This window comes from Quadrisphaera sp. KR29, from assembly GCF_052644995.1.
In genome coordinates, this window is sequence record NZ_JBQXXG010000014.1 from 58,083 (window position 1) to 69,404 (window position 11,322).

Annotated in this window: 11 protein-coding genes; 6 read left to right on the top strand and 5 right to left on the bottom strand. The window is 76.6% G+C overall.

What is annotated here, in order from left to right:
* The first annotated feature begins 13 nt into the window (after window positions 1–13).
* A complete protein-coding gene (locus ACUN9U_RS13470; RefSeq protein WP_445485506.1) occupies window positions 14–457 on the top strand; it encodes a DUF2550 domain-containing protein in 444 nt (147 codons plus the stop codon).
* Window positions 458–499: 42 nt separating this feature from the next.
* Here the strand turns inward: ACUN9U_RS13470 and ACUN9U_RS13475 are convergent, their stop codons facing one another.
* Window positions 500–832 carry a hypothetical protein gene (locus tag ACUN9U_RS13475; RefSeq protein WP_445485507.1) on the bottom strand — a complete coding sequence of 111 codons (333 nt, stop codon included), beginning with the start codon at window positions 830–832 and terminating at the stop codon, window positions 500–502.
* Between the two features lie 40 nt (window positions 833–872).
* Window positions 873–1,568, bottom strand: coding sequence for an endonuclease NucS (nucS, locus tag ACUN9U_RS13480; protein ID WP_445485509.1), 696 nt, complete (start codon window positions 1,566–1,568; stop codon window positions 873–875).
* 36 nt (window positions 1,569–1,604) lie between these two features.
* Between nucS and ACUN9U_RS13485 the strand changes: the two genes are divergently transcribed.
* From ACUN9U_RS13485 to ACUN9U_RS13505, 5 genes are all read left to right on the top strand, one after another.
* Window positions 1,605–1,919 (top strand): hypothetical protein, encoded by a 315-nt coding sequence (locus ACUN9U_RS13485; RefSeq protein ID WP_445485511.1) that lies wholly within the window; start codon window positions 1,605–1,607, stop codon window positions 1,917–1,919.
* 90 nt (window positions 1,920–2,009) lie between these two features.
* A complete protein-coding gene (locus ACUN9U_RS13490) occupies window positions 2,010–2,336 on the top strand; it encodes a thiamine-binding protein (protein ID WP_445485512.1) in 327 nt (108 codons plus the stop codon).
* A gap of 28 nt (window positions 2,337–2,364) precedes the next feature.
* On the top strand, window positions 2,365–3,162 hold the full coding sequence (locus ACUN9U_RS13495; RefSeq protein WP_445485513.1) for a hypothetical protein: 798 nt from the start codon (window positions 2,365–2,367) through the stop codon (window positions 3,160–3,162).
* A complete protein-coding gene (locus ACUN9U_RS13500; protein ID WP_445485514.1) occupies window positions 3,159–4,142 on the top strand; it encodes a hypothetical protein in 984 nt (327 codons plus the stop codon). Before ACUN9U_RS13495 ends, ACUN9U_RS13500 begins: the two co-directional genes overlap by 4 nt.
* Before the next feature lie 46 nt (window positions 4,143–4,188).
* Window positions 4,189–5,202, top strand: coding sequence for a tetratricopeptide repeat protein (locus ACUN9U_RS13505; RefSeq protein WP_445485515.1), 1,014 nt, complete (start codon window positions 4,189–4,191; stop codon window positions 5,200–5,202).
* An 83-nt stretch (window positions 5,203–5,285) separates the two neighbouring features.
* On the opposite strand, the gene glgB is transcribed toward ACUN9U_RS13505, so the two are convergent.
* From glgB to ACUN9U_RS13520, 3 genes are read right to left on the bottom strand one after another with little or no spacing between them, the layout of a single operon-like run.
* Window positions 5,286–7,637, bottom strand: coding sequence for a 1,4-alpha-glucan branching protein GlgB (glgB, locus tag ACUN9U_RS13510; RefSeq protein WP_445485516.1), 2,352 nt, complete (start codon window positions 7,635–7,637; stop codon window positions 5,286–5,288).
* 33 nt (window positions 7,638–7,670) lie between these two features.
* The gene (locus tag ACUN9U_RS13515; protein ID WP_445485517.1) at window positions 7,671–9,170 is read right to left on the bottom strand and encodes a maltokinase N-terminal cap-like domain-containing protein; all 1,500 of its coding nucleotides are present in this window, start codon (window positions 9,168–9,170) and stop codon (window positions 7,671–7,673) included.
* Complete coding sequence (locus ACUN9U_RS13520) at window positions 9,167–11,284, bottom strand: alpha-1,4-glucan--maltose-1-phosphate maltosyltransferase (protein WP_445485518.1); 2,118 nt, start codon at window positions 11,282–11,284, stop codon at window positions 9,167–9,169. Before ACUN9U_RS13520 ends, ACUN9U_RS13515 begins: the two co-directional genes overlap by 4 nt.
* Window positions 11,285–11,322 lie beyond the last annotated feature (38 nt).

Sequence of the window (11,322 nt, forward strand, 5' to 3'; positions counted from 1 at the left end):
CCAGCTGACGGGGTTGCCGCTCGAGGACCTGCTGCTGGACGCCGCCGTCGCGGCGGCGTCCGCGCTGGTGCTGCTCGCGCTGCTGCTCGTGGCGGTCGCGCTGCGCCGCCGGGCCCTGGTGAGGGTCCCCGGCAGCTTCGAGTGCGCGGTGCGCCGCCGCGGCAGGGCCTGGTCGGTCGGCATCGGCAGGTTCGGCAGCCACCAGGTGCAGTGGTGGAACGTGCTGTCCCTGCGGCCGGGGCCCCGCTCCACGTGGGCGCGCACCGACCTGGAGGTGGTCGGCCGCCGCTCCCCGGGCGCGGAGGAGGGCCTGGCCCTGCAGCCCGGTGACGTCGTGGTGCGGTGCACCCACCGGGGCGCCTGCCTGGAGCTGGGGATGAGCCCCGACGCGGCGACCGGCTTCACCTCCTGGCTCGAGGCGGCCCCGCCGGGCGCCCCGGGCCACCCGGCGCTGTAGCCGGCGCTGTAGCCGGCGCCGCAGCCTGCGCCGCGGCCGGGCTCAGGCCGCCCGGAGCAGCGCGCGGGCGATGCTCGCGTCCTCGGGGAAGACCAGCACGCGGGGCCCGTCGGTGGTCGGGGCCAGCGTGGCCCGCAGCCCCGCCGCCACGAGGCGCTGGCGGTCCACCTCGGCCTCCACGAACGTGCCCGGCTCGCTGACGACCACGAGCAGGCCGTACTCGCTGGCCCGGCCGGAGCGCGGCTTGCGCTCGACCAGGGAGTGCCCGCGCGAGAAGGTCCACCGCAGGGCCAGCACGAGCACGCCGAGCATGAGCAGGGACAGGCCGAAGGTCGTCCACGCTCCGAGCGCCGTGCTGCCCGCGCTCACGCCCATGCGCACATGGTGCGCCAGCGCCGCCGGCGGCACCAGCCCGTCAGAACAGGCGCGACTCCACGTCGTCGACCCCGCGCAGCGCGTCGTAGTCCAGCACCAGGCAGCGGATGCCGCGGTCGGTGGCCAGCACCCGCGCCTGCGGGCGGATCTCCTGCGCGGCCAGCACGCCCTCGACCGGGGCCAGCAGCGGGTCTCGGTTCAGCAGCTGCAGGTAGCGGGTGAGCTGCTCCACCCCGTCGATCTCCGCGCGGCGCTTGACCTCCACCGCCACCGTGCCCCCGTGGGGCGAGCGGACCAGCAGGTCGACCGGGCCGATCGCCGTCGGGTACTCGCGGCGCACCAGCTGGTGGCCCTCCCCGAGCAGCCCCACCTGCTCGGCCAGCAGCTTCTGCAGCTGCGCCTCCACGCCGTCCTTGACCAGGCCGGGGTCGGTGCCGAGCTCGTGGGTGGAGTCGTGCAGCACCTCGTGCACGGCCACGACGAGCCGGTCCTCGGTCTTGGCCGACCGCACGGTCCAGACCTCCTGCGCGCCGGCCTCGGCGTGGGGGCCCGCGGCGGGCTCCACCGCCAGCGCGCACGGCGGGCTCATCCAGTTCAGCGGCTTGTAGGAGCCGCCGTCGGCGTGCACGAGCACGCTCCCGTCGGCCTTGACGAGCAGCAGGCGGGTGGCGAGGGGCAGGTGGGCGGTGAGCCGCCCCTCGTAGTCGACCGAGCAGCGGGCGATGACGAGGCGCACGAGCGGGCAGGCTACCCACCCGCGCCTGCGGCCGGGATGGCGGAGGATGGAGGCGTGCCGCGCCGCCGTCCCGTCTCCCGCAGGCGCCAGCCGGTGGTCGCCGAGCCGGCGCGGCCGGTCGGGTGGGCCACGGGGGAGAGCGGCCCGGACGGGGAGTGGCTGGTGCGGGTGGTGCCCGGCGCCGCAGCGCTCAAGCCCTACCGCTGTCCCGGCTGCGACCAGGTCATCCCCCCGGGCACCTCGCACGTGGTGGCCTGGCCCGCTGACGCGCCGCCCGGCGTGGGGCCCTCCGAGCGCCGGCACTGGCACCGCTCGTGCTGGCGCGCCCGCGCCCGCCGCCGTCCCCGCTGACCACCAGCACCGACCACCAGCTGCCCCGCACCGATCCGCCCGCGCACCGATCCGCCCGCGCGGACGGGCGGGCGTGGCTACCGTGGTCGCATGCTCGTCGCCTTCTCGGTCTCCCCCGCCGCCAGCGACGCCGACGGCTCGGTGACCGAGGCGGTCGCGGCCGCCGTGCGCGTGGTCCGCTCCAGCGGGCTGCCGCACCGCACCGACGCCATGTTCACCACCCTCGAGGGCGGGTGGGAGGAGTGCATGGACGTGGTGCGGCGGGCGTGCGACGCCGTCGCCGCGGTGAGCCCGCGGGTGTCCCTCGTGCTCAAGGCCGACATCCGGCCCGGTCGCACCGGGGAGCTGCAGGGCAAGCTGGACCGCCTCGAGGCCGCGATCGAGCGCGCCGAGGGCGAGCCCGGCCGCGGCCAGTGAGCTGACGGGTGGAGGGGCCGGTCACCCGATGAGCGCCGAGGCCGCACCGGCCACTCGCGCGGGCCGTCGCGCCGAGCGCCGGCCGGCGCGCCGGCGGGTCCCCGGCTGGTCCGTCCCCCTGGCCCTGCTCGCCGTGCTCCTGCTCGGCGCCGGCGCGCTGCTGGCGACCGCGCTGCGGCCGGTCGAGCGGGAGGTGCTCGACGTGCCGGCCGCCGGCGGCGCAGCCCTCGTCGTCCTGACCCCCGAGCTGCTGGCCTCCGGCGGTGGGCCGGTGGAGGTCCGCGCCCTCGGTGAGGGCGCCGTGGTCCTGGCCCGCGGCGGCGCCGACGACGTGGCGGCCTGGGCCCAGGGCACCACGACCGCCACCGCGACCGGGCCCGGCGCCGACGGCGCCGTGGTCCTGCAGCGCACGGAGGGCACCGGACCGGCACCCGACCCCTCCGGCAGCGACCTGTGGACGGCGCAGGTGCAGGGCCGGGGCAGCGCTGCGCTCGACGTCGCGGCACCAGCAGCCACCGGCGAGGACGCCCAGGCCGTGCTGGTCGCCTCCGACGGCACCGCGGCGGCGCCCGCGCAGGTGCAGCTGACCTACCGCCACCGCGCCGCGCCGCCCGCGGCCTGGGCCCTGCTGGCCGCCGGAGGGCTGGCCGCAGGCGCCGTCCTGCGCGGCCGCCGCCGGGCGGCGCCCGGCGAGGGCCCCGACGTCCAGGCCGCCGCGCCCACCGAGCCCACCGAGCCCACCGTGCCCACCGTGCCCACCGTGCCCACCGAGCCCGGGACTCCCACCGTCCCCGCCCTGTCCCGGCGCACCGGGGCGGACGCGTGAGGCGGCCCCACCGCGCGCCCGCGGTGCTCGCGACCACCGCCGCGCTGCTGGCGGCCGCGCTGGCCCTGACCGGCTGCTCCCCAGCACCCGGTGCACCCGGCTCGGGCAGCACCAGCTCCGCCACCGCTGGCACCGCCCTGGCCGTCACCGGGCCGCAGGTGACCCGCATCCTCACCTCCCTCGGGCAGGTCCGCCCGGAGGCCCTGGACGCCCGCTACGCCGGGGCGGAGCTGGAGGTGCGCCGCGCGGCCCTGGCCGTGCGCGAGCAGGTGCCCACCAGCCCCGAGCCGCCGTCCCTAGCCGGTGAGCGGCTCCTGTCCGCCGTCCCGCCGCGGGGCCCGTGGCCGCGCTGGTTCCTCACCGCCGTGCAGCCGGGCGGGAGCGCCGTCCCGCAGGTCGTGGTGCTCGTCCAGGACGGACCCCGCCAGCCCTACCGCGCCGTCGCCTCCGCCGCCGTGCTGCCCGGCGCGTCCCTGCCCCAGCTGGCCGCCGGCGGGGGCGCCGCCGAGCCCCTGCGGGCCGACGCCCCCGGGCTGGTGACCACCCCGGCGCAGGCCGTGGCCGGCTACGCCGACGTCCTGACCCGCGGCGCCGACGCCCCGGCGGCGGCGGGCCTGGCCGAGGACCCCCTGCGCGCGCAGGTGCTCAGCGAGCAGCAGGCCGAGCGCGAGGGCGTCTCGCGCTACGTGGACTACTCCGCCGCGCACGCCCCGCGCGACGGCGCGCTGTGGGCGCTGCGCACCACCGACGGGGGAGCCCTGGTGGTCGGCGTCCTGTCCGGGAGGCGCACCTTCACCCCGCGCGGCGTGGGCGTCAGCCAGTCCCTGCCGCCCGATCTCGCGGCCCTGGCCGGCACCTCCTCCGCCCCGCACGGGCTCGAGGTCTCCACCGCCGAGGTCGTCGTCCTGAGGGTCCCCACCACCGGTCAGGTGGCCCTCGTGGCCGGCCAGCGCGGCACCACCGGCGTGACGGTCCGCTGACCGGCCTGCCAGCGGGGCCGGCCGGCCGCTGGGGGAGGATGGGCCCATGAGCACCCCGGCGAGCCGCCCCGGCCCGCGCCTGAACCTGCGCGGCGCCGTCGACCTCTCTGGCCTGGCCAACCGTCCCCAGCGTCCCGCTGCCCCCGCGTCCCCGCCCGGTCCTGGGGCCGGTCCCGGGGCCGGTCCCGCCGCCGACGGCGCCGCACCCCCGGCCGCCGGCCCGGCGGCCGGTGACGCCCCGGTCGTCGTCGACGTCACCGACGCCGACTTCGCCTCGCTGGTGCAGCTGTCGGCGCAGGTGCCCGTGGTGGTCGACCTGTGGGCTACCTGGTGCGGCCCGTGCAAGCAGCTGTCCCCGGTCCTGGAGCGGCTGGCCCAGGAGTACGCGGGCGCCTTCCTGCTCGCCAAGGTCGACGTCGACGCCAACCCGCAGGTCGCCGCCGCCTTCCAGGTGCAGTCGATCCCCACGGTGGTGGCGGTGCTGGCCGGCCAGCCCGTGCCGCTTTTCCAGGGCGCCTACCCCGAGCCGCAGGTCCGCCAGGTCCTCGACGAGCTGCTGAAGGTCGCCGCCGCCAACGGCGTCACCGGGCGGGTCCCGGGCGCCGGCGGCGGTGACGGCGAGCCTGCGGCACCGGCCGAGCCGCCCGTCCCGCCGCTGCACGCCGAGGCCCGCGACGCCATCGCCCGCGGGGACCTCGACGCCGCCGCCGAGGCCTACCGGCGCGCGCTGGCCGAGGCCCCCGCCGACGCCGAGGCCGCCGTCGGGCTGGCCGGCATCGAGCTGCGCCGCCGCACCCGCGGCTCGCAGGCCCCCGAGGCGCTGGCCGCGGCGCAGGCCGCCCCGGGCGACGTGGAGGCGGGCCTGCTCGCCGCCGACCACCAGGTGCTCGCCGGAGACGCGGCCGGCGCCTTCGACCGCCTCGTGGCGCTCGTGCGCACCACCCACGGCGACGACCGCGACCGCGTGCGCTCCCGCCTGGTGGAGCTGTTCGAGGTGGTCGGCGCGGACGACCCCCGCGTGGCCGCCGCCCGGCGCGGCCTGGCCGCTGCCCTGTACTGACGCGCTCGGGGCCCGGCACGACGGCGCCCCACCGGCTGGCTGCGTGCCAGCCGGTGGGGCGCCGCCGTCGTCGTCGAGGCGGCTCAGGCCTGCTCGTCGTCGGTCTTGAGGTACTCCGGCGGTTCAGCGGCGACCACGAGCTCGTCCAGGGCGGCGTCGTCGGTCTCCCGGGCCTGCGCCTCGGAGACGTCGGCGGCCTCGGCCTCCGCGGCGGCCGGCACCGCCGGGGAGCCCTCGGCCGGGGGCCACTGCTCGGGGGTGAACCACACCGCGCCCAGCGGGGGGATGCGCACCTGCGCGGAGGCGGGCTGGCCCCAGTGCGGCTCTGCGGCCACCTCGACCGACCCGCCGTTGGTGACCCCGGAGCCGCCGTAGCGGGAGTCGTCGGTGTTGATGACCTCGGTCCAGCGGCCGGCGCCGGGGAAGCCCAGGCGGTAGCCCTCGTGCGGCACGCCCGCGAAGTTCACGATGAACACCAGCGGGCGGCGCTGGGAGTCCCAGCGGATGAAGGAGAAGGTGTTGTGCGCCGAGTCGTCGGCGCTGATCCAGGAGAAGCCCGCCGGGTCGGTGTCGAGCTCGTAGAGCGCCGGGGTCTCCCGGTAGACCCGGTTGAGGTCGGTCAGCGCGGCGAGCACCCCCGCGTGCAGCGGCTGGTCCAGCAGCCACCAGTCAAGCCCGCGGCCCTCGGACCACTCGGCCTCCTGGCCGAACTCCTGGCCCATGAACAGCAGCTGCTTGCCGGGGTGGGCCCACATGAAGGCCAGGAAGGCGCGCAGCGTGGCCACCTGCTGCCAGCGGTCGCCGGGGGCCTTGCGCAGCAGCGAGCCCTTGCCGTGCACGACCTCGTCGTGACTGATGGGCAGCACGTAGTTCTCGGAGTAGGCGTAGACCATCGCGAAGGTCATCTCGCCGTGGTGCCAGCTGCGGTTGACCGGGTCCTCGCCGAGGTAGCGCAGCGAGTCGTGCATCCAGCCCATGTTCCACTTCAGGCCGAAGCCCAGGCCGCCGGCGTCGGTGGGGCGCGTGACGCCCGGCCACGCGGTGGACTCCTCGGCGATCATGACGATGCCCGGCACCCGCTTGTAGGCGGTGGCGTTGACCTCCTGGAGGAACTCGATGGCCTCCAGGTGCTCGCGCCCGCCGAAGCGGTTGGGCACCCACTGCCCGCTCTGGCGGGAGTAGTCCAGGTAGAGCATCGAGGCGACGGCGTCGACCCGCAGGCCGTCGACGTGGAACTCCTGCAGCCAGTACACGGCGTTGGCCACGAGGAAGTTGCGCACCTCGGGGCGCCCGAAGTCGGGCACGAGGGTGCCCCAGTCGGGGTGCTCGCCCTTGCGGGGGTCGGGGTACTCGTACAGCGGCTCGCCGTCGAAGCGGGCCAGCGCCCACTCGTCCTTGGGGAAGTGCGCGGGCACCCAGTCGAGGATGACGCCCAGGCCGGCGCGGTGGAGCCTGTCGATGAGGTACTTGGCGTCGTCGGGGGTGCCCAGGCGGGAGGTCGGCGCGTAGTAGCCGGTCACCTGGTAGCCCCAGGAGCCGCCGAAGGGGTGCTCGGCGATCGGCAGCAGCTCGACGTGGGTGAAGCCCGCTGCCGAGGCGTACTCGGCCAGCTGGTCGGCCGCCTCGCGGTAGTCCAGGCCCGGGCGCCAGGAGGCCAGGTGCACCTCGTACACGCTCATCGGCGCCGACGTCGCGTCGGTGGCGGCGCGCTGGGAGAGCCACTCCTCGTCGCTCCACGTGAAGGTCGACTCGGTGACCACCGAGGCGGTCAGCGGCGGCACCTCGGTGGCGCGCGCCATCGGGTCGGCCTTCTCCACCCAGCCACCGGCCTGGGTCTGGATGCGGAACTTGTAGCGGGTGCCGACGCCCACCTCGGGCAGGAAGACCTCCCACACGCCGGAGGACCCCAGGGAGCGCATGGCGCTCTGCCGCCCGTCCCAGCCGTTGAAGTCGCCGACCACCTGGACGGCGCGCGCCCGCGGCGCCCACACCGCGAAGGACGTGCCGCGCACCTCGCCCATGGCCCCGGGCCAGCGGCGCACCTGGGCGCCCAGCACGGTCCACAGCTCCTCGTGGCGGCCCTCGGAGATCAGGTGCAGGTCGAAGGGGCTCAGCGTGGGCAGGAAGCGGTAGGGGTCGTCGAGGACGCGGGCGCGGTCTCCCGGCATGGTCACCTCGACCCGGTAGTCGGTGACCGCGTCACCGGGCATGACCGCCGCCCACACGCCCTCGGCCTGGTGGGTGAAGGGGGTGCGCGCGCCGTCGGGGGTGAGCAGCACCACCTCCTCGGCCAGGGGCCGCAGGGTGCGCACGGTGATGGTGCCGTCAGGAGCCTGGTGAGCGCCGAGGACGTCGTGCGGGAAGGGGCTCTCGCCCCGCGCCACCTGGCGCAGGAGCTCGACGTCGAGGCTGGCAGGAGCCTGGCTGGTGTCCATGACCCTCACCCTGGCACGGGCCGACGGAGGCTGCTACGCCGCCGGCGGCCTCTCCAGGAGCCTGTCGACGGCGGCCAGCGGCACCTCCACCCAGTCGGGCCGGTTGCGCACCTCGTAGACCACCTCGTAGAGGGCCTTGTCCAGCTCGAGGGCGTCCAGCAGGGCCCCCGCGCTGCGCGGGTCGGAGCCCGTCACGGAGGCGTAGCCCTCGCAGAACGCCGCGCGGGCGGCGTCGGCCCACGCCGCGGCGGCCGTGCGCGCGGCCTCGGCGCCCGGCCCGTCGGGCAGCCCGACGGTGGTCTGGCGGGCGGCGTAGTCGAAGGAGCGCAGCATCCCGGCGACGTCGCGCAGGGCGAGGTCGGGCAGGGTCCGCTCGGCCAGCGGGCGCAGCGGCTCGCCCTCGAAGTCCAGGAGCACCCAGCCGCGGCCGGGCACGTCGAGGACCTGGCCCAGGTGGTAGTCGCCGTGGACGCGCTGCAGCACCCCGAGGGACGCCGCGTCGAGGGAGCCGGCGGCGCCCACGCGCTCGCGCAGCGCTCCCGCGCGCCCGGCCAGCACGTCGGCCTGCGAGAGCGCCCACTCCAGGCGCCGGCGCCAGCCGTCGGCCAGGCGGCGGGAGTCGTCGTCGTCGGCGCGGCGGCTGGGCAGCTGCTCGGCCAGGGCGGCGTGCACCTGGGCCGTGGCGGCTCCCAGGGCGCGCGCCCGCTCGGAGAAGTCGGTGCCGGCCACCACCGCGGCGGTGGCCTCGCGCCAGGCGTCCTGGGCGCCGACGAGGAACTCCGAGGCCACCGCGAGGTCACCGGAGACCAGCGGCGCGGCCGGGTCGGACGAGACCGGCCAGCTGCCCTCCACCCAGCCCGCCAGCGCCGGGACGGCGCTGACGCCGGCGGGCGCCAGGCGGGCCTGCACCTCCACGTCGGGGTTGCGCCCCGGGTGCAGGGTGCGGAAGACCTTGACGATGACGGGCGCCGAGCCGTCCTCCGGCTCGACGATGATCGAGGTGTTGGACTGCTCCCCGCGCAGCACGCGGGCCGCGCTGCCCGGCTCGGGGGGCGCGCTGCCCTGCGGGTGGTGGCCCACCGCGGTGCCCGCGTGCCCGGCCTGCTCGCCGGCGGCGTCCAGCGCCACCCCGCGCACCTGGCCGGCCAGCAGCGCCAGCAGGGCCTCGACGTAGGCGGGGTCGTGCGGGCCGTCGTAGACGTACCAGCCGATGCCCTCGGGGTCGGTGAGGACCCCCAGCAGGGCCGCCGCGGCGTCGGGCCCGGTGCGCGGTGCGCGGCGGTGGACCAGCGGCACCTGGACCACGTCGGCGTGGCCGGCGCCGCCCGAGGGGTCGCCGGCGACGGTGGTGACGCGGAGCACGTGGATGATGACCCGGACGTCCTCGACGTCGGCCCACGGGAGCAGGATGCGCCCGACCACCTCGGTGCGCGCCTCGCGTCCCTTGGCGGGGTACCAGCGCTGGTGCGGCACCCACGGCCCCAGCAGGTCGTGCAGGTGCGTCCCCGTGGTCGGTGCCGTCGGGGTGCTCACGCGCCCTCGCCCTCCGCGACCCGGGTCACGGACACGACGTGGAAGGGCGTGGTGTCCGGCCCGAGCTTGACGTAGGTGTTCTCCCACCACGTCCACGCGTCGCCGCTGATGAGGTCGCGCGCGGTGAACGGGTCCCACGAGGCCAGGCCGAGCGCCGCCATGTCCAGGTGGACGGTGGTCTCGCGGGTGGAGTGCGGGTCCAGGTTGACGACGACGAGGACGACGTCCTCCGCACCGGTGGGCGACTGCTCGGCCGGCACGCGGCGGGAGTAGACGAGCACGTCGTCGTCGTCGGCGGTGTGGAAGGACAGCCCGCGCAGCCGCTGCAGCGCGGGGTGGTGGTGGCGGGCGTAGTTCAGCTTGGCCAGCAGCGGCGCCAGGGAGCGCCCGGAGGCCGCCGCGCCGTCCCAGTCGCGCTGCTTGTACTCGTACTTCTCGTTGTCGACGTGCTCCTCGGCGCCCGGTCGCGCGACGCTCTCCACCAGCTCGTAGCCGGAGTAGATGCCGTAGGTGGGCACGGCGGTCGCCGCGATGACGGCGCGCAGCGCGTGCGCCGCTGGCCCGCCGTACTGCATGTACGGCGTGAGGATGTCGTGGGTGGTGGGCCAGAAGCTGGGCCGCAGGTAGTCGGCCGTGCCGCCGCGGGCGGCGTCGCCCTCGCCGGGCTCGTCACCGCCGGTGGTGAGCTCGAGCAGGTAGTCGGTGAGCTGCCGGCGCGTGTTCCGCCACGCGTAGTAGGTGTAGCTCTGGGCGAAGCCGACCTTGGCCAGCGCCCGCATCATGGACGGCTTGGTGAACGCCTCGGACAGGAACAGCACGTCCGGGTCGACCTCGCGGACCCGCGCGATGAGCCACTCCCAGAACACCACGGACTTGGTGTGGGGGTTGTCGACGCGGAAGAGCTTGACCCCGTGCTCGACCCACAGCAGCACGATCCGCAGCACCTCGGCGTAGATGCCCTCGGGGTCGTCGTCGAAGTTGACCGGGTAGATGTCCTGGTACTTCTTGGGCGGGTTCTCCGCGTAGGCGATGGAGCCGTCGGAGCGGCGCGTGAACCACTCGGGGTGCTCGCGCACCCACGGGTGGTCGGGGGAGGCCTGCAGCGCGATGTCGAGGGCGACCTCCAGGCCGCGGTCGTTCGCGTACCGCACGAAGTGGTCGAAGTCGGCGAAGGTGCCCAGGTCGGGGTGGATCGCGTCGTGCCCGCCGGCCTCGGAGCCGATGCCGTACGGCGAGCCCGGGTCTCCCGGCTCGGTGGTGAGGGTGTTGTTGCGGCCCTTGCGGTTGGTGGTGCCGATCGGGTGGATCGGCGTGAGGTAGATGACGTCGAAGCCCATCGACTTGGCGCGGTCGACGGCGGCGGTGGCGGTGCGCAGCGTGCCGCTGTGCCAGGCGCCGGACTCGTCGCGCCAGGCGCCCTCCGAGCGCGGGAAGATCTCGTACCAGGCACCGACCAGCGCTCGCTCGCGCTCCACGCGCAGCTGCATCCGCGGGCCGGGGGAGACCATGTCGCGCAGGGGGTGCTCGGCCAGGACGGCCTTCACCTCGTCGGCCGTCCCGGCGGCCAGCCGCACCTCGGCGGGCCGGCCGGTGTCGCGCAGGGCCCAGGCGGCGCCGTGGAGGGTCTGCACCGCGTGCTCGGGCAGGTGCTCGCGGGCGGCGGCCCGCTCCAGGAGGATCGCGCCCTCGACGAGCATGAGCTCGACGTCGACCCCGGCGCGCACCTTGATGGTGGCGTCGTGGTCCCAGGTGCCGTAGGGGTCGCTCCAGCCCTCGACCCAGAACGTCCAGTCGCCCGGGACGTCCGGGACCACCCAGGCCTCCCAGCGGTCGGTGCCGGGGCCCAGGGGCCGCATGGTGGTGCGGGTGCGCACCGAGCCGTCGGGGCGGGCGAGCACCGCGGAGGCGTTCACGGCGTCGTGGCCCTCCCGGAAGACCGTCGCGCGCACCGGGACCGCCTCGCCCACGACGGCCTTGGCCGCCCAGCGGCCGCCGTCGACCGACGGGCTCGTGTCGATGACGGGGATGCGCCCGAGCCCGCTGGGGGAGGGGGCGATCAGCTGCGGGCGCTCGTGCGGGCGCACCGCGGGCTCGGCCTGGGACTCGGCGGTCACGCCCGCGAACCTATCGAGGCGCTGGTGAGGACGACAGT

Excerpts from the sequence above, each read along its gene's own strand:
- ACUN9U_RS13495 (WP_445485513.1), top strand. The coding sequence starts at position 2,365 with ATGAGCGCCGAGGCCGCACCGGCCACTCGCGCGGGCCGTCGCGCCGAG.
- ACUN9U_RS13475 (WP_445485507.1), bottom strand. The coding sequence starts at position 832 with ATGGGCGTGAGCGCGGGCAGCACGGCGCTCGGAGCGTGGACGACCTTC.
- ACUN9U_RS13490 (WP_445485512.1), top strand. The coding sequence starts at position 2,010 with ATGCTCGTCGCCTTCTCGGTCTCCCCCGCCGCCAGCGACGCCGACGGC.
- glgB (WP_445485516.1), bottom strand. The coding sequence starts at position 7,637 with ATGGACACCAGCCAGGCTCCTGCCAGCCTCGACGTCGAGCTCCTGCGC.
- ACUN9U_RS13505 (WP_445485515.1), top strand. The coding sequence starts at position 4,189 with ATGAGCACCCCGGCGAGCCGCCCCGGCCCGCGCCTGAACCTGCGCGGC.
- ACUN9U_RS13485 (WP_445485511.1), top strand. The coding sequence starts at position 1,605 with ATGGCGGAGGATGGAGGCGTGCCGCGCCGCCGTCCCGTCTCCCGCAGG.